The following is a 25208-nucleotide window of genomic DNA, read 5'->3' as shown; positions in this document are numbered from 1 at the left end:
GCAGTCACCGGCTCTGCAGGAGCCGGCTGGCCGGCGAAGTGATCACCAGCGCGCCGGTGGCTGACGGCGGGTGTGGAAGATTCGCAGTATCTGTAGCCGGTCTCCCCGCACCCGATAGGGAATCAGGTAAGGCCACCCCGGTACCACCCACTCCCGGGTGCCGGGCAGGCGGCCTTCGCGGCCGCTTGAGGGGAAGCGGGCCAGTTGCTCGATACTGGCCAACAACGCCCTGACAAACTCTCCCGCGGCCCGGGGATCATCCTGGGCGATATGACGCGCCTCGTCGTCAGGTTGTTCAGGGCGCCACGCAGCCATTCAATGCGCATTGTCGGTCCACTGGCCGGCGACGGCCGCGACTTCTTCGGCACTGGCGAAGTCACCCGCATCGGCCTCGTTCAGCGCCTGCTGGATTTCCTCGATCTGCCAGGCTTCCCGCGCCAGGTATTCACGCAGGGCATCCACGGCGAGAAACGATTTGCTGCGCCCAGTGGCCTTTGCCAGCAGGGCCAGGGTTTCAGCGAGCTCATCGGGCAGGCGCAGGGACATGATGGACATGGCGGTCTCGTTGTAGTGATGTGTAATACAACATACTACCTCGTCATACCTTAGCCTGAGGCCGGCCATTCGTCAGGCCTGCGGTTGTTACCAGGCAAGGCCACGCCCAAGCGCGAGCTCCCAGCGTTGAAAGCGACCGCGCGGCAGAGGATAGTGCGACCTGAAATCGCGCTGTATCCGCCTGTCACAAGGAGTCGTGAATGTTCCGTCACTCTTCCCTTATCCCGCTACTGGGCGGCCTGGCGGTCCTGGCCGGCGCCACATCGGTGGCGGCCCAATGCCTGCCGCCGCCACGCAATGCCGAAGTTCCGGGCTTTTCCCTGTGCAAGGACTGGCCGGCCTTTGCCGACCAGGGCATCAGCCTGCTGTCCGAGAGGGTCCCGGATCCCAGCGACACCGGCAACGATGACGGCACCTACAACCTGCAATTGGCAGTGCTGGAGCGCAACAGCGGGCAGGTCCTGGCACGCTATGCACAGCCTGCGGCCTTTGTTTCCGACGCGGTTCGCCTGGAGAGCGTGAAGCTCGACACCGGGCGCTTTCAACTGACGCCACAGGTGCGGGCGTTTGGGGTCCGGGCCGGGTTCGAGGGCTCGTCCCGGGTCAACCCCTTCAGTCAGGTCTGGCTCAGCCTGTATGTGCGAGAGGGCAGTACCCTGCGCCCGGTGCTGGAGAAGTTCCTGGCTCATTCCTACAACGGTGAATGGGACGGCCTGTGTGCCGGGGAGTGGACGAAAACCACCCGTACCCTGGAGATCGCCAAGACCCGCAGCCACGGTTATGCCGACCTGATCGTGCGTTCGGTCAGCGTCAGTACCCGAAGCGAAAAAGTCGGCGAGGAGTGCCGGTCCAAGTCGGTGACCGCCAAGCCGGTGCTCGTCACTTTGCATTACGACGGCCAGCGTTATGTCCTGCCCAATGGCTACAGCGGTATCTGAAGGAGTGTTGATGAAGTGGTTTGAACCATGCGGCCTGGGCCTGGCGCTTTGTGCCTGGCTGGGGGTTGTCACGGCGGCGCAGGCACGGTGCGACAACACGACGGATACCCCCGGAGAGTTCTATGTCTGCAAGCCCTGGCCCGCGGAGCCGGAGCTGAGCATCAGTGCCCGGGCGACGCCCATGCCCGGGAGCCAGGCTGGCGACGTCAGCAGCTACAGCCTGGACGTATCGTTGCAGGACATCGACTCTGGTTGGACCCTGGCCAGCAACTACAAGGATTCCGCGCTGTTTTCCGATGCCGTGGCTCTGCAAGGGTTGCAGATCGATACCGGGCGCTACCGCTTGAACCAAGAGCAGCGGGCCTTTGGTCTGCGGGTCCTGTACCATCACAGCTCCAGCGCCATGCCCTACGAGAAGAGCGTGCTGACCCTGTACCGACGTGAAGACAAGGAAGTCCTGCCGCTGCTGGAAGGATTGGTGATGGACGAAAGCAACGGCGAGTTTGGCTGGGGCGGCGAGTGCGTGGGCCGCTCCCGGACCCTGCACCGGACCCTGGAAGTCGGCAGCGGCCAGCGCAATGCTTACGCCGATCTGATCGTGCGTACCCGTGAAGTCAGCACCGAGCATTTCAAGGGCCGCGATGGTTGTGAAAGCCGTGACCTGCCGCCCAGGAACACCCAGGTGACCCTGCACTATGACGGTCGGCAATACCCTTTGCCCAAAGCCCTGAAAGGCGTGTGATCCATGCTCACTGGTCTCAACCACCTGACCTTGGCGGTCAGCGACTTGCCCCGTAGCCTGGCCTTCTATCACGCGCTGTTGCAACTGCGTCTGGAGGCCACCTGGGAAGCCGGAGCCTACCTGTCGTTGCCGGGGCTGTGGTTGTGCCTGTCCCTGGACCCGCAACGGCAGGCGCCGGCCGCTGCCGATTACACCCATTACGCCTTTGGCGTCGGTGCTGCGGATTTTCCATCGCTGGTCCAGCGCCTGCGGGAGGCACGGGTGCAGGAGTGGCGCGACAACCGCAGCGAGGGCGAGTCGTTTTATTTTCTCGATCCCGATGGCCATCGACTGGAGGTTCATGTCGGTGACTTGGTCTCGCGATTACGCGCCTGCCGCGAACATCCCTACGCGCGAATGCGCTTTTACCCCACCGACTGAGGTTGCGCTGCCTGGAAGCAGCTGACGAAAGCGGCTGGTGGCAAGGTGCCTTGATCGTGCAGAATCCGCCACATTCGTCCCGTGCCTGGCGTTTTTGTCAGGCACATCGTTCTGGAGTCTTGCTGATGACCTCATCGCTGTTGCTGGCCGTAATCGCCTCGGGTTTCATTTACGCGATCACCCCCGGGCCCGGAGTGCTGGCGGTGTTCGGCATCGGCGCGTCCCGCGGGCGGCAGGCGGGGGCCGGGTTTCTCTGCGGGCACATGCTGGGTGACGTGGTCTGGTGCAGCACGGCCCTGGTGGCGATTGTCGGTGCCCGGGAGATCGGCAGCGATGCGTTCAATATCCTCGGTGTGCTCAGCGGCCTGTACCTGTTCTGGCTCGGCCTGCGGGCGATCCGCAGCCAGCGGCGCAACGGCGATGAGCCCCAGGGGCCGGCGCGCAACCCGTTCTGGCACGGGATCCTGTTCGGCCTGACCAACCCCAAGGCCTACCCGGTGGCGGTGGCGACCTTCACTGCGCTGCTCTCCAGCCGCGCCGAACTGCTGACCTGGTCAATGCTCCCGGGGCTGATTGCCCTGAGTTTCCTTGGTGGCCTCGGTGCATACGCTATTCTCATCGGCATCGTTGGCGCGCGTAAGGTGCGTCATTGGTACCAGCGCCACGAACTGGCGATTACCCGGGTTTGCGGGGTGATGTTCATCGGTTTCGCAATCAACGCCCTGGCGCATGCAGTGCCAGGGCTGGTCAGCAACAAGGCGTGACATGCCGCGCGGGTTGCGACGGTGTGCTGTCGCGGGCTTGGACCTGCGACCGGGCTCAAGGGATGGGTACTCAGTGCATTTTTTATGGGTAGCAGCTTTCTCTGATGGCAACCAAGAACTCCGCGCCTCTGGCCAGTTTCATCGACCTGCTCCTGGACGCCGTGTGCGCCGTGGATGTCGAGGGTCGCTTCGTCTTCGTCAGCGCCGCCTGTGAGCGGGTCTTCGGCTACACCGCCGACGAACTGATCGGCCGCCCGATGATCGAGCTGGTGCACCCGGCCGATCGCGAGCGCACCTTGCAGGCGGCCCGGGAAATCATGGGCGGCGTGCCCAAGCCGAATTTCGAGAACCGTTACCTGCGCAAGGATGGGCGCGTGGCGCACATCCTCTGGTCGGCGCGCTGGTCGGAAGTGGATCAGTTGCGCATCGCCGTGGCCCGGGACATCACCGAGCGCAAGCAGGCGGAATCCCGGCAGGCGGCGTTGTACGCGATTTCCGAGGCGGCCCATGCCACCGAAGACTTGCTGGCGCTGTTCCGCCGGGTGCACCGGATCATCGGCGAATGGTTGCCGGCCCTGAACTGTTCCCTGGCGCTGTATGACGAGCGGAACGAGAACCTGAGCTTTCCCTATCACGTCGATGATTGCGAGGGCAGCCCTGAGCTGCCGGGAACCTTGATCGAGCGCTTCTGCGTCGAAGTGCTGCAACGTGGCCAGCCCTTGCTGCTGGCGCCGGAATGTCCGATGAACCGCAAGCTCTGGAGCGAATTCGCGGCTATCCAGGGCTCGCGCTGCTGGCTCGGCGTCCCCCTGAATTCGCAAAAGGGCACCATCGGCGTGCTGATGGTCAAGAGCGCTCCGGGCACCGAAAGCTACAGCGAACAGGACCAGGAGCTGTTGCAATACGTCAGCGCGCAACTGGCGACGGCCATCGAACGCAAGCAATTGCATGCGCGGCTGCACTACATGGCCGAATACGATCAACTGACCCACCTGCCGAACCGCGAACTGCTGCGTGAGCGCCTGCGCTCTGCCCTGGCGCGGGCCCGACGCGACTCGGGGCGCATGGCCTTGCTGTATGTCGACCTGGACAGGTTCAAGGAGGTCAATGACACCTGCGGGCACGCGGTGGGCGACATGCTGCTGCAAGCGGTGGCCAACCGGCTCAAGGGCTGCGTGCGGGAAGTCGACACCGTGGCGCGGATGGGCGGCGACGAGTTCGTGATCTTGCTGGAGAGCGTGCAGCACAGCGAGGATGCCCAGCGGGTGGCGGAGAAAATCCATCGGGCGCTGGGCGAGCCGCTGCGCCTGGACGGCCATTCATTGAACATCCTGCCCAGCATCGGCATCGGCCTGTATCCCGAGCACGGCCTGGAGGAAAAACAGTTGTTCAAGCACGCTGATGATGCGATGTACGCGGTCAAGCGCGCGCAGAAAAGCCGCTCCAGGGCCTGATCCGGCAAGCCGCGCAGAGGGGCCCGGCCAGGCTGTTGTGTTGTTGCCGGCATTCACCGTTCGTCGTGCCGGCGACGGTTTTTCTAAACCTTTGCGCTCCGGGCTTTTCCCTATGCAGACGGGAGCCGCGGCTCCCGGCAGATCCATTTGCACGCGGAGAGCCACCTCATGAATCCCATCGCCACTGTCATGCGTGGTGCCGGACTGGCACTGCTCCTGGGCCTTGGCGCCACCCGCGCCCTGGCCCAGTCCCCTGCGGATTTCATCGATGACGCTTCGGCCAAGGGCATGGCCGATATCGAAGCCAGCCGCCTGGCGCACCAGCAAACCTCGTCCAAGGCGGTCAAGGAATACACCATCCAGGTCATCAACGACCGCACCACGGCCAACCAGCACCTGGCCAAGATCGCCAAGCAACTGGACTTGCCTGTCGCCCCCCGGGAACAGGTGATGGACCAGGCCAGGCGCTTGATGCCTTCCGTGCCCGAAGGTGAAGATTTCGACCGTGCCTACGCCGCGAGCCAGGTCAAGGCCACCGAAGAGGCCATCCAGCAGATCCAGCAGCAAGCGCAGGCCAGCGAGGTGCCGGAGCTCAAGGCGTTTGCCGAAGAGACGCTGCCCAAGCTGCAAAACCACCTGCAGATGGCCAAGGCCCTGCAGGCCGGGCGCTCCGATCGCCTGGACGGTTGAGCCGTTTCGCTCGCGGTACGGATTGAAATGGATGATCAGCGGCTCGCTGTCGTGGCCGTGCAGTACCCGCCCGCATTCGTTGTGGGGCGGCAGCGGCGTTGTGGCGTAGGTGTTATTTCATCCGTTCAGCGTGAAATGAGTGCGGTAGATGAGAAGTGTTTTTTTCTTTACTCCGATGCTGAGCAGCGTCGCGCGCTTGAGTTGATGGGGATGTCTGTCTTTGTACCGGTTTGTGGCTAGTATCAATGGCGTTCAAAGTGCCATCACGCTAATTCACGGATCGGAATCTGTCAGAGGTCTCTTATGGAATTTCTTGAAAAATTAACCAGTCTCGCTGCCAAGGTACGTTTACAAGGCGCGGCCATCCAAACCGAAGAGGCGACCAAGAACGCGTTTGTCATGCCCTTTATCAGTACGGTCTTGGGCTACGACGTTTTCGATCCCATGGAGGTGACTCCGGAATTTGTCTGTGATGTCGGGACCAAGAAAGGCGAAAAGATCGACTACGCAATCATCAAGGACGGTGAGGTACAGATGCTTATCGAGTGCAAGAAAATCGGTGAGCCGCTGCATATCAACCATGCGTCCCAGCTGTTTCGTTACTTTCATGTGACCAGCGCACGCATATCCATCCTCACCAATGGTCAGGTCTACAAGTTCTTCACTGACCTGGATGCGCCGAACAAGATGGATGAGAAACCCTTTCTTGAACTTGATCTGCTGGACATCGATGAGTACTCGGTGCCGGAGCTGATCAAACTGACCAAGTCAGCGTTTGACGTCGATTCAATTCTCAGCGCAGCGGGCGAGTTGAAGTACGTCAGCCAGATCAAGAAGGTCATCGCTTCCCAAGTCAGCAAGCCCGACGACGACTTTGTGAAAGTCTTCGCATCGCGAGTCTATGAAGGCGTTATCACGCAAAAAGTCCGGGATCAGTTTTACGAGCTGACGCGCAAAGCCATTGGGCAGTTTCTCAACGACCAGATCAATGACCGCCTGAAGTCAGCCATGAGTGGTACCAATCAGGTACTGATTGCTCAGCATTCGGCTCCACTCAACGATGATGCGGACGTTGATGAGGGGGAACGTTCGGATGAGAAAATCTTCACCACGCTGGAAGAGCTTGAGGGGTATCACATCGTACGAGCGGTAGTGCGTTCGGTGGTCGATGCCAAGCGCATTGTGCAACGCGATACCCAGAGCTATTTCGGCATCCTGCTTGACGATAACAATCGCAAGCCGATTTGCCGTTTGCATTTCAATCGATCACAGAAGTACATCGGCATTTTCGACCAGGACAAGGTTGAGACTCGCCACCCGATCAGCTCCGTCGACGAGATCTACGAATACTCTGACCACCTGAAGAAGACCGTTGGCTTTTATGAGTAGGTGATCTGCCCGCAGTGCAATCAGCAAAGGCGGCAGGAAGCACCGGGCTTCCTGGCCGCTGGAGCAAGGCAATTGGCTGTCTGCTTACAACTGCAAACATGCCTTCGCAGAATAAAACAGGATTGTGCTGGAGCCGCGGCGGTGCCGGGCTTAACGTGGCCCGGACCAGGCGCCGGATGGAGGCGCCGCGACGCTCAAGGAGGCCGCCGATGCCAGCCGCTACCCATGCTTCGATCATCGACCTGTATCACCAGGCCGAAGACCATTTCTTCGTTTCCATCTCGCAGTTCTATCGCCGTTTCGGCAGCGGCCTGAGCGCCTATTGCACGGGAGTCGAAGCCAGCAGCCTGAACCTGTTGATGATGCGCGAGTGCGGCGCCGACCAGCCGGGGCAGTTGGCCGAAGGCGTGGCGTTCCTGCAGCGCACCGGGATGCCGTTCTGTGTGGTGGTGCCCGAAGCGCAGGTGCCCCGGGTCAGTGAGCCGTTGCGTCAGCAGCACCTGCTGCCGGCGGACAAGACCACGTGCATGGTTCTCGATCTGGCGCGCCACGGCGCAGTGCCGGCGCCGGTTCCGGCGGCGGATATACGTTGCACCGATCAGCGCCTGGAGGATTGGGCGCAGCCGGTACAGAGCGCGTTCGAGTCTGGCGGCGCGGGGATCGAGCAGTACCTGGCGCGGCATCGGGCGGCGCTGGCGGCCGGCAGCGGCCTGCGGCATTTCACCCTGTATGTCGAGCAGCGCCCGGTGAGCGCCCTGACCCTGTCCCTCGGGGCGGGGCTGGCGCGTCTGGACGACATCGGCACGGTGCCGGAATACCAGGGGCAGGGTTACGCCACGGCGCTGATCCACTCGGCGCTGGCGTTCGCTCGGGCCCAGGGCGCCAGGATCTGCGTGCTGGAAGCTTCGCTCGATGGCTTGTCGATCTATCGCAAGGCCGGTTTCGAGCGCTTGTTCGACTACCGCGCCTTCTGCCAGGAATGAGCCCGCGCTAGCGGGCAGCGTTCTGCCGGAACTGGCGCGGGCTGAGCCCGGTCAGCGCCCGGAACTGGCGGCTGAAGGCGCTGTGGTCGGTGTAGCCGCATTGCAGCGCCACCTCGGTGATGGGTTCTTCGGTGAGCAGCAACTGCGAGGCGTGTTCCAGGCGGACCTTGTGGATCATCTGCCGCGGCGTGAGGTGGAAGATGCGCTTGCAGTAGCGCTCCAGCTGGGCGATGGACAGGTTGGCGATGCGGGTCAGGTCCTGCAGGCGGATGGTCTCGCTGTAGTGTTCGCGGATATGCCGGTCCACCGCCGCCAGGCGTTCATAGGCGGGATGGGTGTCATGGGCCGCCTGCAGGTCCAGGGAGATCCCGGCCATGCCGATGATCTGCCCGTCATGCCCGTACAACGGCAGTTTGTGGGTCAGGCACCAGCCGGGTTCGCGGCTGCCATACAGGTGCAGTTCCAGCTGGCCCTTGATGGTGATGCCCTGGCGCAGCACGCGCTGGTCCTGCTCGGTGTAGACCGGGCCGAGCACCGCCGGAAAGACTTCGGCGGAGGTCTTGCCCAGCAGGGGGCGCACGTTCTTGAAGCCGCAGCGCTGGGCCAGGGTCAGGTTGGCCACCCGGTAGCGGGCTTGCAGGTCCTTGATGAAGAACACCGCGCTGGGGATGCAGTCCAGCAGCGGGGTGATCGGCGCCATGTTGGCCAGCAGGCCATTGAGGTCCCGGGGGGCGTGGGCGGCGATGGCCCGGGGCAAGTGCTGCAGCTGTGCGCTATCGATCATCGTCTGCCTCTCTCTAGGGGGGCTTGGGGGATGAATCTGCTTCGATAAAGCCAAGGGTGCTCATGGGCCGGTGTGCGCATCGCCGACGCCGGGGAATGGCGGCTGGCCGTCGAGCAGCAGCGTCGCCACCCGCGCCGGCACCAGCGGCGCCCGTGGCGGGGTTGGCGCCCAACCGAACAGGCGTTGCGCGGCGCTGGCGCAAACCCGGCCCTGGCAGGCGCCCATGCCGCAACGACTGTGCAGTTTGGCGCGGCTCCAGTCGGCGGCCTCGGCCACCGCGGCGTAGGGCACATCCTCGCACCGGCACAGCAGAGTATCAGCTCGGGCCAGTTGCAGGATCTGCGGTTGCAGCTCGAAATGCCGTTGCAGGCTGTCGGCAAAGCGCTGCCAATGACGGCGCTGACGGATCAGCGCGGCGGCCCGGTCGGCCTGCCCGCTGGCGACACAACCGGCGATCTGGCCTTCGATCAACGCCAGTTCACTGCCACCGATGCCTGTGCACTCGCCGGCGGCGAGGACCTGGGGCAGGCTGCTGCGCTGCTGCGAGTCGACGGCGATGGCGCCCTGTTCCAGGCGGCAGCCCAGGTGGCTGGCCAGGCGCACATTGGGCACCAGGCCGAAGCCGCAGGCCAGGTAGTCGCAGGGGATTTCCAGGGTGCGCCGGCCCTGGCGAATGCGCACGGCCTGCAGGCGCTGTTCGCCCAGCGCCTCGACCACGTGGGTGTTGCAGCGGTAGGCCGGGGTGGCCAGGCTCAGGGCCTGGGCCAGCTTGTTCGGCCAGCGCCACAGTTGGCCGGCGAACCTCAGCAGGGAGGCCGCGGGGGCTTGCTCCAGCACCCGCACCACGCGGCCGCCGGCGCGGCGCGCGGTGGCGGCGCTGGCCAGCAGCAAGGGGCCACTGCCGGCGACCACCAGGGCCTTTCCGGCCACCGGCAGGCCATTCTTCAGCAGGGCTTGCAGGCCGCCGGCACCAGTCACCCCGGGCAGGGTCCAGCCGGGGAAGGGCAGCAGCAGTTCCTGGGCACCGCAGCACAGAATCAGCTGTTCGAACGTCAGGTGCCAGGCTTGCCGGGCATCCTCCAGCAACAGGCTGTGGCTACCCAGGCTGGAGACGATGCGGGTGGCGCTGAGGTAGCGCACTGCCGGGTGCTGCAGCACCTTGAAGCGTTCGGCCTGGGCGGCGCTGGGCGGATGCTCGGGGCCGTTGCGCCAGATCTGGCCGCCGGGGCGCGGGTTGTCATCGACGACCAGGATCGAACGGGCGCGGTGGCTGGCGGCCTGGGCGGCGGCCAGCCCGGCCGGGCCGCTGCCGACGATGAGAATCTGGCACTGCAGGTGTTGGGCACTCATTGGCTGCGCTCCACGCGCATGCCGTCGCGGCACAGGGTCTGGCAGGCCAGCTGGCGCCGGCCGTCGATGGTCATCCGGCATTCCTGGCAGATGCCCATGCCGCAGAACGCGCTGCGTGGCTGGCCACTGCAGGAGGTGCGGGTGCGCGGGTCAGCGCTGCCGGCCACGGCGGCGGCCACGCTGAGGCCGTTGGCCACCTGCAGGGCCTGTTGGTCCAGGTAGATGATCATGGCAAGTCTCCAGTCAGGGCGGCGAAGCGCTCGGGCAGATAGGGGCGCGGGTCGATCGCCGGGCATTCGCCAAGCATCAGGTCCACCAGCAGTCGCGCGCTGCCGGGGGCGGTGGTGACGCCCAGTCCTTCATGGCCGACAGCCAGCCACAGGCCCGACTGTTGCGGATGTTCGCCGAGGATCGGCAAACCGTCCGGGGTGGCGGCGCGAAAACCGGTCCAGGCGCGGATGCCGTTGAGTTCGGCAAGCGCGGGCAGATATTCCACGGCACGCCGCAGCATGGGCGCCAGTACGCTGGGGTCGATGGCCGGATCAAGGCTGTCGAACTGCCTGGACGAGCCGATCAGCAGTTGGCCAGTGGGCCGGGGCTGGACATTGAAAGCCACCGAAGTGCCATTGCTGGCGTGGGCGCTGGCGGCGTAGCCCAGCTCCACCAGTTGGTGGCTGACCTGTTGCGGGTAGCGGTCGGTGATCAGCAGATGGCCCTTCTTCGGCCGCAGCGGCAGTGCCGCCACGAGTTCCCGAGCGGCGAAGCCGTTGGCCAGCAATACCCGTTGCGCACGCAGTACGCGGCCGTCGGCGAGCTCCACCTGATCCCCGGCGACGCGGCACACCCGGGCGGCCAGTTGGCTGATCAGCGGGTGGTTGCCGAGCATCCAGTGGGCGGTGGCCGGGGCGTAGAGGATCGCGTCGCCGGGGATCTTCAGCGCACCGGCCAGGCCGTTGCGCAACATCGGCTCCAGCGTCGCCAGGCGGTTGTGCTCCAGCAGCTCGCCGTTGACGCCATGATCGGCCAGGGCCTGCTGCTTGGCCCGCGCCAGGTCCATTTCGTGGTGATCGGCGGCCAGCCACAGGGTGCCGCAGTTGCGGTAGGCGCACGCTTCGGGCAGGCGTTCGCGCAGCTGCCTCCAAAGGCCGAGGGAGTAGTGACTCAGGGCCAGTTCCGCGGGGTTGTCGTCCATCACCACCAGGTGCCCCATGCCGGCCCCGGTGGCGCCGCCACGCCCATCGTCGAGCACCTGCACCCGCAGGCCGCGCCGGGCCAGCTCATGGGCGCAGGCAGCGCCGATGATGCCGGCCCCGACCACGAGCACTTCGGCCTCGGCCACTGGCTTCACGAGCCGATGCCCCAGGCGAACGGATCGCTGTCGTCGAGCAGCAGGGTGGCTTCGGCGCTGATGTGGGCACTGCCGCGAATGCTTGGAATCAGCCGTTCGCCCGCGAGTTCGTAGTGGGCGCTGAACTGGCTGCCGATGACGCTGGCCTGGCGCCAGGCCTGGCCCGGGGCGAGTTTGCCGTCGGCCGCCAGGCAGGCCAGCTTGGCGCTGGTGCCGGTGCCGCAGGGCGAGCGGTCGTAGGCCTTGCCGGGGCAGAGCACGAAGTTGCGGCTGTCGGCCTGTGGGTCGTCGGCGAACAGCTCGATATGGTCGATGAACCCGCCCTCGGCGCCGGTGATGCCGGCGGCTTCCAGGGCCTGGCGCACGCTCCAGCTGTACTGGGTCAGGGCCTCGACATTGTCCAGGGCGATGCGCTGGCCATGGTCGCTGATCAGGAAGAACCAGTTGCCGCCCCAGGCGATGTCGCCGTGCACCGTGCCCTGGCCGGGCAGGTGCAGCGCCACCTGAGTGCGGTAGCGGTAGGCGGGGACGTTGCGCACGCTGACCGAGAGGTCTTCGTGCAGGGTGGCCTCGACGGTGCCCACCGGGGTTTCGATACGGTGCACGCCCTGGCCGATGCGGCCCAGGTGATACAGCGAGCGCACCAGGCCGATGGTGCCGTGGCCGCACATGCCCAGGTAGCCGCTGTTGTTGAAGAAGATCACTCCGGCACAGGCGTCGCTGGCCTGCGGCTGGCACAGCAGGGCCCCTACGAGCACGTCGCTGCCTCGGGGTTCGAGCACGCAGGCGCGACGCCAGTGGTCGTGCTCGCGCTGCAGAATCTGCAAGCGCTCGGCCATCGAACCGTCACCCAGTTCGGGGAAGCCGTCGATGACCAGGCGGGTGGGTTCACCCCCGGTGTGGGAGTCGATCACGGTTATTTTTTTCATGAGGGCACCTGAGGGCAAAGAGCTACAGAGTGGCCTTGGCGAGGGGGGCGCCGCTTGTGGGTTTTCGCTGTGGCGGATGACGAAATCGGCACAGTTAGCGGGGCTGTGGAAACGCCGCTGGAGGAGGGTGCGCGCGCCGGGCAAGTGTGCCGATTTCGTCCCCTTCAGGGGCGAAAAGTCTCAAGCTGCGAGGGGGATAAAAGGCGACTCTGGATTGCGTATCCAACGCCTGTCGGCCCGGCCGACCTCATACAAGGACAAAACCATGAGCCGTAAAGCCATCCATTGGAGCGGTGTGTTTCCCGCGGTGACCACTCAGTTCAACGCCGACTTTTCCCTGAACCTGCAAGCCACCCACAAGGTCATGCGCAGCCTGGTGGACGATGGCGTCTCGGGGCTGGTGGTGTGCGGCACCGTGGGGGAAAACACCTCGTTGAGCACCGCGGAAAAACTCGCGGTGATCGAAGTCGCCAAGGACGCCGCTGGCGGCCGGGTGCCGGTGATTGCCGGGGTGGCCGAATTCACCACCGACTTTGCCCGCAACACCGTGCGCGAGGCCGCCAGGGCCGGGGCCGATGGGGTGATGGTGATGCCGGCCCTGGTGTACTCGGCCAAGCCCCATGAAACCGCCGCGCATTTTCGCGCCGTGGCCACCGGCACCGACCTGCCGGTGATGGTCTACAACAACCCGCCCATCTACAAGAACGACGTCACCCCCGACGTGCTGATCGCCCTGCAGGACTGCGAGAACATCGTCTGCTTCAAGGATTCCTCCGGTGATACCCGGCGCTTCATCGACTTGCGCAATGCCGTCGGCGATCGCTTCGTGCTGTTCGCCGGGCTCGATGACGTGGTGGTGGAAAGCGTCGCGGTGGGCGCCGAGGGCTGGGTCTCCGGCATGTCGGTGGCCTTCCCCAAGGAGGGCGAGACGCTGTTCCGCCTGGCCAAGGCAAAGCGCTTCGAGGAGGCCCTGGCCCTGTACCGCTGGTTCATGCCGCTGCTGCACCTGGATGCCCGCCCGGACCTGGTGCAGTGCATCAAGCTCTGCGAGGAACTGGTGGGCCGTGGTTCGTCCATCACCCGGCCGCCGCGTCTGGCGCTGCAGGGCGAAACCCTGGCCGAGGTCAAGGCGATAGTCGCCAAGGCCCTGGCCACGCGCCCAAGCCTGCCGGACGTCGGCTTGTAAGGCGGTTGCGGGCGCCCAGGGTGAAGGGCGCCCACTGCGCAAAAACAACCAGGCACCTTCCGGGTGCAACGCTGCAAGCGTCGGACGGCCCCACCGACGTGACATTCCCCCTGCCCATTCCAATAATCCAAAACAGGCGCAGCCCCATGTCAGGCAAAGGCAAATTCAAGAAACAACTCTCTCTGGTGGACCTGACCTTCATCGGTCTGGGTGCGATTTTCGGTTCCGGCTGGCTGTTCGCCGCCAGCCACGTTTCGGCGATTGCCGGTCCGGCGGGGATCTTTTCCTGGCTGCTGGGCGGCTTTGCCGTATTGCTGCTGGGCATCGTCTACTGCGAGCTGGGGGCAGCCCTGCCCCGTGCTGGCGGGGTGGTGCGCTACCCGGTGTTCTCCCACGGGCCGCTGCTGGGCTACCTGATGGGGTTCATCACCCTGATCGCGTTTTCCAGCCTGGTGGCGATCGAAGTGGTGGCGGCCCGGCAGTACGCCGCGGCCTGGTTTCCGGTATTGACCCACGAAGGTTCCAGCAACCCGACGATCATCGGCTGGCTGTTGCAGTTCGCCCTGTTGTGCCTGTTCTTCTGGCTCAATTACTACAGCGTCAAGACCTTCGCCAAATCCAACAACTTCATCAGCCTGTTCAAGTTCGTCGTGCCGCTGCTGGTGATCGCGGTGCTGTTCACCTTCTTCAAGCCCGACAACTTTCATGTCCAGGGCTTTGCTCCGTTCGGCCTCTCGGGGATCGAGATGGCGGTCTCGGCGGGGGGCATCATCTTTGCCTACCTGGGGCTGACGCCGATCATTTCCGTGGCCAGTGAAGTGCGCAATCCGCAGCGCACCATTCCCATCGCGCTGATTCTCTCGGTGCTGCTTTCGACCCTGATCTACGGCCTGCTGCAACTGGCCTTCCTGGGCAGCATTCCCACGGAAATGCTGGCCAACGGCTGGAGCGGCATCAGCAAGGAGTTCTCCCTGCCGTACCGCGATATCGCCCTGACCCTCGGTGTCGGCTGGCTGGCCTACCTGGTGGTGGCCGATGCGGTGATCTCCCCCAGCGGCTGCGGCAACATCTACATGAACGCCACGCCGCGGGTGGTCTATGGCTGGGCTCGCACCGGGACCTTCTTCAAGGTCTTCACACGCATCGATGAGCAGTCCGGCATCCCGCGCCCGGCGCTGTGGCTGACCTTCGGCCTGTCGGTGTTCTGGACCCTGCCGTTTCCCTCCTGGGAGGCGCTGATCAACGTGGTCTCGGCAGCCCTGGTGCTCAGCTACGCCGTGGCGCCGGTCAGTGTCGCGGCCTTGCGCAAGAGCGCGCCGGAGCTGGCGCGGCCGTTCCGGGTGCGCGGTTTTGCCTTGCTCGGGCCGGTGTCCTTCGTGATTGCGGCGCTGATTGTCTACTGGTCCGGCTGGGGCACGGTGTCCTGGCTGCTGGGGCTGCAGATCCTGATGTTCGTGATCTACTTGCTGTGCAAGCGCCTGGTGCCGACCGACCACCTGAGCCTTGGCGAACAGGTGCGCTCGTCGCTGTGGCTGATCGCCTTCTATGCCCTGACCATCGTCATTTCCTACCTGGGCAGCTTCGGCGGCATCGGCGTCCTGGCTCACCCCTTCGACACCCTGACCGTGACCCTCATGGCCCTGTGCATCTACACCTGGGGCGCCAACACCGGGGTGCCCGGCGCCAAGCTGGTGCTGGACGGCGATGAGGTGGAATGAGCGTGCGCATTTTTCAACAGACGAGGCAAGCCATGACAGTGACTGGACAGATGCTGATCGGCCAACGCGCCCGCTTCGGCGCCAATGGGCGGATCCACGGGCTGGCCGCCGCCAGCGGCGAGGTGCTGCAACCGGCCTTTGGCGGTGCCGAACAGGCCGACCTGGAGCGCGCCTGCGCCCTGGCCCAGGCGGCCTTCGAGCCCTATCGGCAGTTGCCGCTGGAGCAGCGGGCGGCATTTTTGGAGAGTATCGCCAGCCATATCCTTGAGCTGGGCGATGAGCTGATCGAGCGCTGCCAGCTGGAAACCGGCCTGCCCCGCGCCCGCCTGGAGGGCGAGCGCGGACGTACCGTCGGCCAGTTGCGCTTGTTTGCCGCCGTGGTGCGCAACGGCGGGTTCCTCGGGGTGCGGATCGATCCGGCGCAACCTTCGCGCCGGCCCCTGCCCAGGGTCGAACTGCGCTTGCGGCAGATCGGCCTGGGGCCGGTGGCGGTGTTCGGCGCGTCGAACTTTCCCCTGGCCTTTTCCGTGGCCGGTGGCGATACCGCCTCGGCCCTGGCAGCGGGCTGCCCGGTGATCGTCAAGGCGCATTCGGCCCACCCCGGGACCTCGGAACTGGTGGCCCGGGCCATCGCTCGGGCCGCCCGGCAGCAGGGCATGCCCGAGGGGGTGTTTTCACTGCTGTTCGACAGTGGCCGGAGCATCGGCCAGGGGCTGGTGGCGGATTCGCGGATCAAGGCCGTGGGCTTCACTGGCTCGCGCAGCGGCGGAATGGCCCTGATGCAGATCGCCGCGGCGCGCCCCGAACCGATCCCGGTCTATGCGGAGATGAGTTCGATCAACCCGGTGCTGCTGTTGCCCCATGCCCTGGAGGAACGCGCGGAACCGATGGCCTCGGCGTTCGTTGCCTCGCTGACCCTGGGCGCCGGGCAGTTCTGCACCAACCCGGGGCTGATCCTGGCCGTCGATGGGCCGGCGTTGCAGCGTTTTGAGCGGGCCGCCGCCGAGGCCCTCGGCCATGTGGCGGCACAGACCATGCTCACGCCGGGCATTTACCGCAGCTACTGCCAAGGCGTGGCCATTCTCGCCGCGCATGCCCGGGTGCAGGCCCTGGCCCAGGGCCCGGAAGGGCAGGGGCCGCAGGCGCGCGGGGCACTGTTCGCCACCTCGGCCACGGCCTTCATGGCCTGCCGCGAATTGCGCGAGGAAGTCTTTGGCCCGGCCTCGCTGATCGTTCGCTGCGAGGACGTCGCGGCCTTGCAGCAGGTCCTGCAGAGCCTGGAGGGCCAGTTGACCATCGCTGTTCACTTGAGCGACGGCGACCAGCCGCAGGTGCGGGCGTTGTTGCCGTTGCTGGAGAGCAAGGCCGGGCGCCTGCTGGCCAACGGTTTCGGCACCGGCGTCGAAGTGGCTCACGCCATGGTCCACGGCGGGCCGTTCCCGGCCACGTCCGACAGCCGCAGCACCTCGGTGGGCAGCCTGGCGATCCAGCGCTTTCTGCGCCCGGTGGCCTACCAGGACCTGCCCGAGGCGTTGTTGCCGGCCGAGCTGCACAGCGCCAATCCGTTGCAGGTGCCGCAACTGCTCGACGGCCAGTGATCGGCTTGACCTGAGGCGAGGCTGGGCTCCACCGGGGAGTGCCAGCCCGCTTGCTCCTTCATTCGCTTTACCCATCCGTAAAAACTCTCCCACAGGAGCGTTCCCCACCTGCCATAGAGGTTGCAGCATGTCTGAACACATCAGCCTGTCCCTGGATGACGTCCACGCCCTGGCGTATCGGGTTCTCAGCCATCACGGCCTGTCCGACGCCCATGCCCGGGCAATCGCCGAGGTCATTACCCAGGGCCAGCGTGACGAGTGCCACTCCCATGGGGTGTACCGCCTGCTGGGCTGCGTACGCTCGGTACGCGAGGGCAAGATCGACCCACGCGCCGAACCCAGCCTGCGGCATGTTTCCCCCGCGGTGCTGGAGGTGGATGCCCATTACGGCTACTCGTTGCTGGGCTTTCACACCGGCTTGCCGTTGCTGGTGGACAAGGCCCGCAGCCAGGGCATTGCGGCGATGGTGATCAAGCGCTGCTTCCACTTTTCCGCGCTGTGGCCGGAGGTCGAGGCCATTGCAGCCAGCGGCCTGGTGGGGCTGGCGATGAACCCCAGCCACAGTTGGGTGGCCCCGGCCGGCGGGCGCCACCCGGTGTTCGGCACCAACCCTCTGGCCTTTGCCTGGCCGCGCCCGGGGGGCCAACCCTTTGTCTTCGATTTCGCCACCAGCGCCATTGCCCGGGGCGACATCGAGCTGCATGCGCGCCAGGGCCAGCCGATTCCCGAGCACTGGGCAATCGATGCCCTGGGCCGGCCGACCACGGATGCCAAGGCGGCGTTGCAGGGCGCCATGCGGACTTTTGGCGGGCACAAGGGCTCGGCCCTGGCGGCGATGATCGAGTTGCTGGCGGGGGCCTTGATCGGCGACCTGACCAGTGCCGAATCCATGGCCTTCGATGAGGGTGTCGGGGCCACGCCTTGCCATGGCGAGCTGGTGCTGGCCTTCGATCCCAAGGTGTTTTTGGGGGAGGGCTATCAAGCCGGGCTGGAGCGGGCGGAGGGCTTGTTTGCCGACATGGCCCGGGACGGAGCCAGGTTGCCATCCCAGCGCCGGTTCGAGGCCCGGGCCCGGAGCCTGGAGCATGGGGTGCAGGTTCCCCGGGAATTGCTGGAGGAAATTCGCGGGCTGCTCTAAGGCCTGTTCGCCGGCCAGCCGGCTCCTGCGGATGAGTGCAGGAGCGGGCGGGCTGGCGAAAGGCGGTTCACGGCATCAGAAGCGGACGTTGGCCGCCAGCTCCGCCGAGCGGCCAGGGGCGACGATGGCGAACATGCCGACGTGGGAGGCGTCGTAGTAAGTCTCGTCGGTGAGGTTGAGCACGTTGAGTTGCAGGTCCAGGTTCTTGTTCACCCGGTAGGCGAGCATGGCGTCGTAGCGCCAGTAGGCGTCGAGGGTACGGGTGTTGGTGTCATCGGTGTAGCGCTCGCCGACGTAGTTGGCGCCGCCGCCGATCTTCCAGCGGTCGGTGAGCGCGTAGGTGGTCCAGATCGAGCCACTGTTGGGCGCGATGAATTTGGCCTGGTTGCCGTCGAAGTGGGTGTTTTTTCCGGACGCGTACTTGACCGTCTTGGCATCCAGGTAGGTGTAGCCCGCCATCACTTCCCATTGATCGGTGAGGTGGCCGGTGGCGCCCATTTCAAAGCCTTTGACTTCGACGTTGCCGTCCAGCGATACGGTGCCAGTGATCGGGTCGGCAGTGCGGGCGTTGGTCTTCTCGGTCTTGAACAGCGCCGCGGTCAGGGACAGGCGTTCGTTCAACAGGTCCCACTTGGTGCCCAGTTCGAGGCTGCGGCTCTTTTCCGGGTCCAGGTTGCTCAAGCGGCCGCCCGCGGCGCCGTCGGCACCGCCCGATTGCCCGGCGGTTTCCCCGGATGGGTTGAACGAGGTGCCGTAGGACAGGTAGATGCTGCCGTAGGGCAAGGGCTTGAAGACGATGCCGCTCTGGTAGGTCCAGATGTTGTTGCGGTTGCTCTGGGCGTCATCGCGCACGTGGTAGTTGTCGAAGCGCGCTCCCAGGTTCAGGTCCCATTGCTCATGCAGGGCCAGGGTGTCCATCACGTACAGGGCGCGGTTGTTGTGCCGGGTGACGTCGTGGCTGCCGTCGCCCCGTGGCACGGGGGCGTACGGGTCTTGCGGGTTGGGGTGGTTGAGGTCGCCCGGGTCGGTCTCGGATCTTTTCGGGGCATAGCGGTTCTTCACGTCGATCCGCTCGCGGGAGAACTCCAGGCCGGCGCTGTAGCGGTGGCCGATGGAGCCGGTGTCGAACGTGCCGAAGATGTCGGTCTGGTTGATCAGCGAGGTGTTGACCACGTTGCGCCCCCGGGCCGGGCCGCGAAGTACCACGCCGGCAAGTTCATTCTTGACGCTGTCCTTGTCGGCCCCGAAGGTCGGGCGGCTCATGATGTAGTCCTGCATGCTGCGCCCCTGGCGGGTGGTGTTGCGCAGGGTCAGGTGGTCGTTGACGTCGTGTTCCAGTTGCAGGGTGAACAGGTCGGCCGAGGTCTTGCGGAAGTCGCGTTTGCTGAAGCCATAGAAGTTGTCGCGGTCGACCTTGACCGGCTTGCCGCTGATGGCCGACACCGGGTGGCCCTGGTCGGGAATGTCGTCGCTCTGCAGGTGGTAGTAGCTGAGGGTGGCGCGGGTATCGGTGTTGAGGCCGAAGGAAACACTTGGCGCCAGGCCCCAGCGGGTGACTTCCACTTCGTCGCGCCCGGGGGTATCGGCTTCATGCTTCATGGCGTTCAGGCGCAGCGCCATGTTCTGTTCGGGCAGGTACTGGTTGAGGTCGACGGTGCTGCGGCGCAGTTGATCGGTGCCCAGGGTCAGGCTGCCGGCGGCGAAGGTTTCCTGTTGCGGCACCTTGCTCACCAGGTTGATGGTGCCACCGGTGGAGCCGCGTCCCGAGTAGGCCGAGCCCGGGCCCTTGACGATCTCGATCTGTTCGACGTTGAAGGCTTCGTGGGTCATGCGCCCGACATCGCGGATGCCGTCGATCATGATGTCGGTGCTGGCTTCGAACCCCCGGATGAAGGGCCGGTCGCCCAGCGGCGTACCGCCTTCGCCGGCACCGAAGGTGATCCCCGGCGTGGTGCGCAGGGCATCGGCCAGGGTCGACACCGCGCGTTCCTGCATCAGCGATTCGGTGATGATGGTCACCGATTTCGGGGTTTCGCGCAGCGGCGCGGTGAACTTCACCGAGTCCGAGGCCTCGCGTCGGTATCCCGGCTGGTGTTCGCCCTTGACCTGGGTGGTGCCGAGGGTGACGGACGTCGGCCCGGACGGGGCAGCGACGTCTTGCGCGTTGGCGCCGATGCTGGCTTCGCTGAGCGCCATCAAACCAAGGGATGTGGACCACAGCTTCCAGGGATGTGGACGGGCAGAACTGGACATTGAGAAAAGACCTCCGTTTTATTTGGAAGTGATTCTCATCTGCGAATCCGTGTCATTCAATCAGAACTGTCTGAACAATAGTGTCGAAAAGTGTATGCGTTGCGGTCGTCCGCTCGCCGCCTCTTCTATTTTTCGTCGTGCTGCGATTTCATGGGTGCCCCCTTTTTTTCGGACGCTCACGGATGAACCCTCCTCTCGAAACCCCCAGGCTGTTCTTGCGCCCACGTACCCTTGAGCATTTCGAGGCCTGCCTGCGCATGGACCAGGACCCCGACGTCACGCGCTTTATCCCGGGCACCTGGGACGGCGGCCAATGGCACCGGGATTTCCTGCATTCGCGCATGACCAAGGACTTCGGCCCGCGTTGCGGTTATTGGGCGATCTTCGCCAAGGACGCGCCGGATGAATTGCTGGGCTGGGTGTCGTTCATTCCCTTTGACGCCGTCGGGCCTGAGCTGGAAATGGGCTGGCGCCTGGTGCGGCGGGCCTGGGGGCGGGGTTTTGCCAGCGAGGCCGCGCGCCGGATTGTCGCCCATGCGTTTGCCGACCCGGCCGTGGAGCGGATAGTCGCCGATGCCCATGTCGATAACGAGGCGTCGTTGGCGGTGGCGCGCAAGATCGGTTTTCACTTCACCCACGACGCCGATTTCGAAGGCTTGCCCTGCCGCTTCTTTGCAATGACCCGTGAGGATTTCCAGCAACAAGCGGCGGCCGGCTAAAGCGCCGTTCAAGTGCGGGGCACTGCTGTCTGGTGCCCCGCATGCTCGATGATGGCCGTCAGAGGTGACGGCTGACCCACCACAGCACCAGGAAGGCGATGGCGGCGGCCAGGGCCGCGAGCTGGAACAGATTGATCAGCCACTTCAGGCCCAGAGGGAATTTCCGGTAGTCCTTCACGTTCAGGCCGCCGTTGCGCAGGAACAGGTGGGGCATGGCGAACATCGCGCCGATGCACAGCAGCATGAAGAAGCGGCTCAGGGGATCCTTGCCCAGGAGCGGCATGCGGATGGCGATGACCCGGCAGCGCGCCAGGTGCTTGACCATGTCATCGAGCCTGAAATAGCCCAGGTACACCTGGATCGCCAGGGACACCAGCCCGGACATGACCACCAGGACCCAACCCGCTGTGTAGATATCTTTGGCGTTACACATATCTCTTCAGTGACCTCCTCAAGCTTCACGACCAGGCGTTCAGCGTATTGCTCCTCCAGTGAGCCCCGGCACGCAGGGCAGCCGGCCACCATACCACCCCGGGAGGCGGGGCGGGCCGGGTCAGCGGCCTGCCGGCCATCACGGGGCGGGCCGCGGCGGGGCTGTTGCGACCATAGGCGCGGGCTTGCCCGGCCAACATGAGACAAGTACCAAAGGGGCGGGCGAGGGCCCTGGAATGCTCGCAGAGGGTTGGCCTAGAGCTTGGCGCAACGCTCCACATCGGCCTGGGTCGTGACCTGGGTGTCGATGCCCAGGCGGTACTTGCAGTAGTCGATGATCATCTGCCGTTGTTCGTCGCTGAGTTTTTCCACGCGCCGGTAATCGCCGTCGTTGGCGTGGAGGTTGAAAAACTCCAGGCGCAGGGTCGGGGCTCGCTTGAGAAACCAGCGGGTGTGGGTTTCGGCCTCTTCAAGCTCGGTGTAGTAACCGACATTGAGCATCAGCAACAGGATGAGGGAGAGCAGGAACAGCAGTTTTTTCAAGGCACGGCTCCTTCCGTGAACGAGGGGCGCCCAGGGCGCGGGCGGCGCATGCTTGAGTTTTTTGCGCCGCTTGGCAAGCGTTTCGGGTCGCTGGGGGCGTAGGCATCCTGGGCCGGGTTGCACCGGGTTCAGCAAACAGACAGTGGCCAACTGTTAAAAAGTGCAACACGCCAAGCAGGAGCGGGGCGGTAACAGGGGGCAAATGGCTTCCAGCGGATGCACGACAGATCGCCAAGCGGCTGTCGCGGCCAGTGGCCCGATGCATCGGCTGGCAAGCCGCGGGGCGATCTTCGGATCGCTCTTTTTTTTCGTGTTTATCCGGCTGCCTGGTCGAGGCGTCAGACCAGCCCCAGGGCATTGGGCCGCGAGCTGGGGAACACTTCCTGCACCTGCGCGCGCGTCAGCCCCCAGGTAGCGCCCAGCAAGCCTCCGAGCAGATCCCGGTAGTTGTTGAGCACCGGGTAGTCGCGGTTCTGCAGCAGGCCCTGGGCATTCACCGGCACTTGCTCGCCGGCCAGGCGCCCACCGCGCACAGCGCCGCCGAGCACCCAGTACACCGTGCCATGGCCGTGATCGGTGCCCTTGGCGCCATTCTCGCGAAAGGTCCGGCCGAATTCGGACACCACGACCACCAGGCTGTTTTTCCAGTGCTCGCCCATGGCCTCTGCATAGGCCGCCAGCCCTTGCCCGAGGTTGGCCAGGTTGTTGGCCAACGGGCCCTGGGTGCTGCCCTGGTTGACGTGGGTGTCCCAGCCGCCGACATCGACGAAGCCCAGGCGGTATTGCTCGCGCATCAGGCTGGCCATGCGCCGGGTCTGGGTGGCGAAGTTCTGCGCATTGGCGGCCCCGCGATTGGCCGCGAGCATCTCTTGCTGCAGCTCTTGCGAGACTTTCTGGCGCAACGCCAGGCCATCGCTGGCTGCCGCGGCGTAGGGCGTGTGCTGGTACATGGACGACAGAATGTTTGCCTGGCGCGCATCGAAGGGCGGCTTGCCGGTGCTGCGCAGGGACAGGTTGGGAATGTCCCGGCCACCCTGGAAGCTCAGCGGCAGGGCATCGGTGAAAGCCATCGGCGCGCTGTCGGGCACTTGCCGGACCAGGCGCGCGAGAAAGCCCGAGTCGTAGCGCCGGCGTTGCTGGCTTGGCTGGCCGGCCTCGATGCTGTCCTGGGTTTCGAAGTGGCTGCGGGACAGATCGTCGGTGCCGGCGAAGGGCACGAAGGCCATTTCCTTGCGCTGCCACAGCGGGTACAGCGAGTCCCGCAGCACCGGGTTCAGGCCCCAGTGGCTGTCCAGGGCGATGGCGCTTTGCGGGTTGCGCGCGTCGGGGCGGGCGATCGCCAGGCTCGGGCGCGACTCGTAGTAGAAGTCGCTGCTGTAGGGCACCAGCAGGTTGTTGCAGTCGTAACCGCCACGCAGGAACACCAGCAGGGTTCGCGGCGCGGTGGCCGGTGCGGCAAACAGCCGGGCGGAAAACGACAGGCCGGGCAGGCCGGGCAGGGCGGCTGCGGCGGCCGCGGCAATCAGCAGTTGGCGACGATTCATGGCGGTTCCTGATCAGGTGGGCGCGCTCAGCGGTGGTTGAAGTCCGGCGAGGACAACAGGAAGGTGTTCCATTCCTGGGGCGAGACGGCCTGCTCCAGGGCGTTGCGGGTGGCGCTGGAGAGGTGAGGCGCGATCGCCTGGTAATACATCGGGGTGGTGATCATCGGAAAACCCGGCCCCGGCACCGTGCTGCCTTCGGCGGTGAACAGCCGGTTATTGCCCGAACCTATGGCCCGGGCGATTTCAAAGCGCTTGGCCATCTGCCCGGAGCTCGACCAGCCACTGGCCAGCAGCGGCCAGCCGTCGGGGGTAATCCGGCCGAACACCGGCTGGCCCAGCTGATTCAGCCAGTTGAGCAGCGGCCGCGGGTTGGCCACGGGCTTGCCGTCGTAGGTCAGGCGCAGCGCCGAGACCACGAATTGCTGCGGGTCCTTGAATTTCTTGCCGGCCGATTGCAGCAACTCCGGTGACTGCATCAGCGTGCGCATGACCTGGGCGATGTCGCCGTCACTGTCGTGGAAGGTCTTGGCCATGCGGGCCACCAGGGCCGCGGGCGGTTCGTCGGCGACGAAGTACTGGGCCAGCTTGCGCGAAATGAACTGGGCACAGGCCGGTTGCCGGGTGATGAGGTCGATGGCCTGGGTGATTTCGTCGTAGCCGCTGCCCTTGATGGTGTGGCCAAGCAGGTGCTTGTCGCTGAAGTCATGGCGCCTGGGGTTGAACTGGAACAGCCCCTGTTGCACCACCAGCGGCTGCAAGGGCCGGGGCCAGTGTTGCTCGCGACCGTCCAGGGGCATCAGCCCGGCACCGGTCAGGATCACTGCCAATTGCTGCACATCCTCCTGGTTGTAGCCGGCCGCCACGCCCAGGCTGTGCAGCTCCAGCAGCTCACGGGCGTAGTTTTCGTTGACCCGGCCCTTTGCGTTCTGGCTGTTGTCGAGGTATTCGAGCATGGCCGGGCTTTGCAGGGTGGCCAGCAGCAGGTCCCTGAACGAGCCCAGGGCGTGCGGGCGAATCGCCTTGTTCACGTAGTCGGCGCTCAGCAGCCGCACCCGGCCCTTGCCCTGGAACACGCTGAAGTGATTGAGCCAGAACAGCACCAGCTGCTCCTTGAGCTGGTTGGGGCCATAGATGGCTTGCAGCAACACCGCAGACTGGGTCTGCTCGGCCAACTGGTTGGCCCGCTGGCGAAGGTCTTGCCTGGCCTGGTTGCGTGCATCGCCCTCGGGCATCGCCTTGAGCTGCTCCTGGCGCTGCTTGAAGTCTTGCAGCAAGGCCGGGGTCGAGCCATTCAGGGCCGGGTAGCTGCGCAGCAGGGTGTCGATTGCCGCTGGCAGCGGCTCGCGCAGGCGATCTTGCAGTTGTGCTTCGAGCAATCCGTCGCGGCCCAGGCTGCGCAGGCGCTGGAGTTGCGCCGTGTCCAGGTCGAAGCCGTCGCGCCTGAGCCAGGCAATGTCGGCGGCGCTGGGGGCCTGGGGCTCGGCGGCCTGCGCGAGGATCGGCAGGAGCACGGCCAGGGCGCTCGACAGGTACAGGCAGCGATGCAGCGGATGGGGCCTTGGCATGGGTGGGTTTCCCGGGGGGTGAGGGCAGCGTTATAGCGTCGCAGGCCGGCTCGGCGCAGCCCTGCGTTTCAGAGTAGAACGCTCTAGATCAAGTGTTTCAACGAAGCGTTCGGGCGCTGGCCGTCGACCGTTCGTCCGACGGATGGAATTGGCAAGCACTAGTCAC

At 65.3% G+C, this 25208-nt stretch carries 24 protein-coding genes and 1 pseudogene; 13 read left to right on the top strand and 12 right to left on the bottom strand.

Features of this window, described 5'->3' with window-relative positions:
- Positions 1-42 precede the first annotated feature (42 nt).
- A pseudogene (locus LXM55_RS05375) lies at positions 43-326 on the bottom strand (type II toxin-antitoxin system RelE/ParE family toxin).
- Positions 316-555, bottom strand: a complete 240-nt coding sequence (relB, locus tag LXM55_RS05370) for a type II toxin-antitoxin system RelB family antitoxin (protein WP_233319343.1) — start codon at positions 553-555, stop codon at positions 316-318. The pseudogene LXM55_RS05375 and the gene relB overlap by 11 nt, the downstream one beginning before the upstream one ends.
- Before the next feature lie 200 nt (positions 556-755).
- On the opposite strand from relB, the gene LXM55_RS05365 reads away from it, so the two are divergent.
- The 8 genes from LXM55_RS05365 (at position 756) to LXM55_RS05330 (ending at position 7935) form a co-directional block, all read left to right on the top strand.
- On the top strand, positions 756-1493 hold the full coding sequence (locus tag LXM55_RS05365) for a hypothetical protein (RefSeq protein ID WP_233319341.1): 738 nt from the start codon (positions 756-758) through the stop codon (positions 1491-1493).
- Positions 1494-1503: 10 nt separating this feature from the next.
- Complete coding sequence (locus tag LXM55_RS05360) at positions 1504-2235, top strand: hypothetical protein (protein WP_233319339.1); 732 nt, start codon at positions 1504-1506, stop codon at positions 2233-2235.
- 3 nt (positions 2236-2238) lie between these two features.
- A complete protein-coding gene (gene fos, locus LXM55_RS05355) occupies positions 2239-2655 on the top strand; it encodes a fosfomycin resistance glutathione transferase (RefSeq protein ID WP_233319338.1) in 417 nt (138 codons plus the stop codon).
- Positions 2656-2780: 125 nt separating this feature from the next.
- Complete coding sequence (locus LXM55_RS05350; protein ID WP_233319336.1) at positions 2781-3419, top strand: LysE family translocator; 639 nt, start codon at positions 2781-2783, stop codon at positions 3417-3419.
- Positions 3420-3523: 104 nt separating this feature from the next.
- Positions 3524-4873 carry a sensor domain-containing protein gene (locus tag LXM55_RS05345; protein ID WP_233319334.1) on the top strand — a complete coding sequence of 450 codons (1350 nt, stop codon included), beginning with the start codon at positions 3524-3526 and terminating at the stop codon, positions 4871-4873.
- 168 nt (positions 4874-5041) lie between these two features.
- Positions 5042-5563, top strand: a complete 522-nt coding sequence (locus LXM55_RS05340) for a DUF4142 domain-containing protein (RefSeq protein ID WP_233319332.1) — start codon at positions 5042-5044, stop codon at positions 5561-5563.
- A 303-nt stretch (positions 5564-5866) separates the two neighbouring features.
- The gene (locus tag LXM55_RS05335) at positions 5867-6952 is read left to right on the top strand and encodes a type I restriction endonuclease (RefSeq protein WP_233319330.1); all 1086 of its coding nucleotides are present in this window, start codon (positions 5867-5869) and stop codon (positions 6950-6952) included.
- Positions 6953-7161: 209 nt separating this feature from the next.
- Positions 7162-7935 carry a GNAT family N-acetyltransferase gene (locus tag LXM55_RS05330; RefSeq protein ID WP_233319328.1) on the top strand — a complete coding sequence of 258 codons (774 nt, stop codon included), beginning with the start codon at positions 7162-7164 and terminating at the stop codon, positions 7933-7935.
- Between the two features lie 7 nt (positions 7936-7942).
- On the opposite strand, the gene LXM55_RS05325 is transcribed toward LXM55_RS05330, so the two are convergent.
- The 5 genes from LXM55_RS05325 to LXM55_RS05305 are packed head-to-tail and all read right to left on the bottom strand — an operon-like array spanning position 7943 to position 12346.
- Positions 7943-8719 carry an AraC family transcriptional regulator gene (locus LXM55_RS05325; RefSeq protein WP_233319325.1) on the bottom strand — a complete coding sequence of 259 codons (777 nt, stop codon included), beginning with the start codon at positions 8717-8719 and terminating at the stop codon, positions 7943-7945.
- 60 nt (positions 8720-8779) lie between these two features.
- On the bottom strand, positions 8780-10069 hold the full coding sequence (locus tag LXM55_RS05320) for an NAD(P)/FAD-dependent oxidoreductase (protein WP_233319324.1): 1290 nt from the start codon (positions 10067-10069) through the stop codon (positions 8780-8782).
- Positions 10066-10299, bottom strand: a complete 234-nt coding sequence (locus LXM55_RS05315) for a 2Fe-2S iron-sulfur cluster-binding protein (protein WP_233319322.1) — start codon at positions 10297-10299, stop codon at positions 10066-10068. Before LXM55_RS05315 ends, LXM55_RS05320 begins: the two co-directional genes overlap by 4 nt.
- Positions 10296-11417: an NAD(P)/FAD-dependent oxidoreductase gene (locus LXM55_RS05310; RefSeq protein ID WP_233319320.1), complete on the bottom strand. Its 1122-nt coding sequence runs from the start codon at positions 11415-11417 to the stop codon at positions 10296-10298. The genes LXM55_RS05315 and LXM55_RS05310 overlap by 4 nt, the downstream gene beginning before the upstream one ends.
- On the bottom strand, positions 11414-12346 hold the full coding sequence (locus tag LXM55_RS05305) for a 4-hydroxyproline epimerase (RefSeq protein WP_233319318.1): 933 nt from the start codon (positions 12344-12346) through the stop codon (positions 11414-11416). Before LXM55_RS05305 ends, LXM55_RS05310 begins: the two co-directional genes overlap by 4 nt.
- Positions 12347-12611: 265 nt before the next feature.
- On the opposite strand from LXM55_RS05305, the gene LXM55_RS05300 reads away from it, so the two are divergent.
- The 4 genes from LXM55_RS05300 to LXM55_RS05285 all read left to right on the top strand — a co-directional run bounded on the left by LXM55_RS05300 (position 12612) and on the right by LXM55_RS05285 (position 17986).
- On the top strand, positions 12612-13532 hold the full coding sequence (locus tag LXM55_RS05300; RefSeq protein WP_233319316.1) for a dihydrodipicolinate synthase family protein: 921 nt from the start codon (positions 12612-12614) through the stop codon (positions 13530-13532).
- 146 nt (positions 13533-13678) lie between these two features.
- A complete protein-coding gene (locus LXM55_RS05295; RefSeq protein ID WP_233319314.1) occupies positions 13679-15250 on the top strand; it encodes an APC family permease in 1572 nt (523 codons plus the stop codon).
- 32 nt (positions 15251-15282) lie between these two features.
- The gene (locus LXM55_RS05290; protein WP_233319312.1) at positions 15283-16848 is read left to right on the top strand and encodes an aldehyde dehydrogenase (NADP(+)); all 1566 of its coding nucleotides are present in this window, start codon (positions 15283-15285) and stop codon (positions 16846-16848) included.
- Between the two features lie 127 nt (positions 16849-16975).
- Complete coding sequence (locus tag LXM55_RS05285) at positions 16976-17986, top strand: Ldh family oxidoreductase (RefSeq protein ID WP_233319310.1); 1011 nt, start codon at positions 16976-16978, stop codon at positions 17984-17986.
- Positions 17987-18061: 75 nt separating this feature from the next.
- Here the strand turns inward: LXM55_RS05285 and LXM55_RS05280 are convergent, their stop codons facing one another.
- On the bottom strand, positions 18062-20239 hold the full coding sequence (locus tag LXM55_RS05280) for a TonB-dependent receptor (protein WP_233319309.1): 2178 nt from the start codon (positions 20237-20239) through the stop codon (positions 18062-18064).
- Positions 20240-20421: 182 nt separating this feature from the next.
- Between LXM55_RS05280 and LXM55_RS05275 the strand changes: the two genes are divergently transcribed.
- Complete coding sequence (locus LXM55_RS05275) at positions 20422-20958, top strand: GNAT family N-acetyltransferase (RefSeq protein WP_233319306.1); 537 nt, start codon at positions 20422-20424, stop codon at positions 20956-20958.
- A gap of 58 nt (positions 20959-21016) precedes the next feature.
- Here the strand turns inward: LXM55_RS05275 and LXM55_RS05270 are convergent, their stop codons facing one another.
- The 4 genes from LXM55_RS05270 to LXM55_RS05255 form a co-directional block, all read right to left on the bottom strand.
- Positions 21017-21391, bottom strand: a complete 375-nt coding sequence (locus LXM55_RS05270; protein ID WP_233319304.1) for a hypothetical protein — start codon at positions 21389-21391, stop codon at positions 21017-21019.
- A gap of 254 nt (positions 21392-21645) precedes the next feature.
- Complete coding sequence (locus tag LXM55_RS05265) at positions 21646-21933, bottom strand: hypothetical protein (RefSeq protein WP_233319303.1); 288 nt, start codon at positions 21931-21933, stop codon at positions 21646-21648.
- 338 nt (positions 21934-22271) lie between these two features.
- The gene (locus LXM55_RS05260) at positions 22272-23477 is read right to left on the bottom strand and encodes a DUF1501 domain-containing protein (RefSeq protein WP_233319301.1); all 1206 of its coding nucleotides are present in this window, start codon (positions 23475-23477) and stop codon (positions 22272-22274) included.
- 26 nt (positions 23478-23503) lie between these two features.
- Complete coding sequence (locus tag LXM55_RS05255; RefSeq protein WP_233319299.1) at positions 23504-25042, bottom strand: DUF1800 domain-containing protein; 1539 nt, start codon at positions 25040-25042, stop codon at positions 23504-23506.
- Between the last annotated feature and the right edge of the window lie 166 nt (positions 25043-25208).

The organism is Pseudomonas sp. Au-Pse12 (genome assembly GCF_021341665.1).
Lineage (GTDB): Bacteria > Pseudomonadota > Gammaproteobacteria > Pseudomonadales > Pseudomonadaceae > Aquipseudomonas.
Note: the sequence above shows the minus strand (reverse complement) of the source record. Positions and strands in the feature narration are given on the sequence as shown.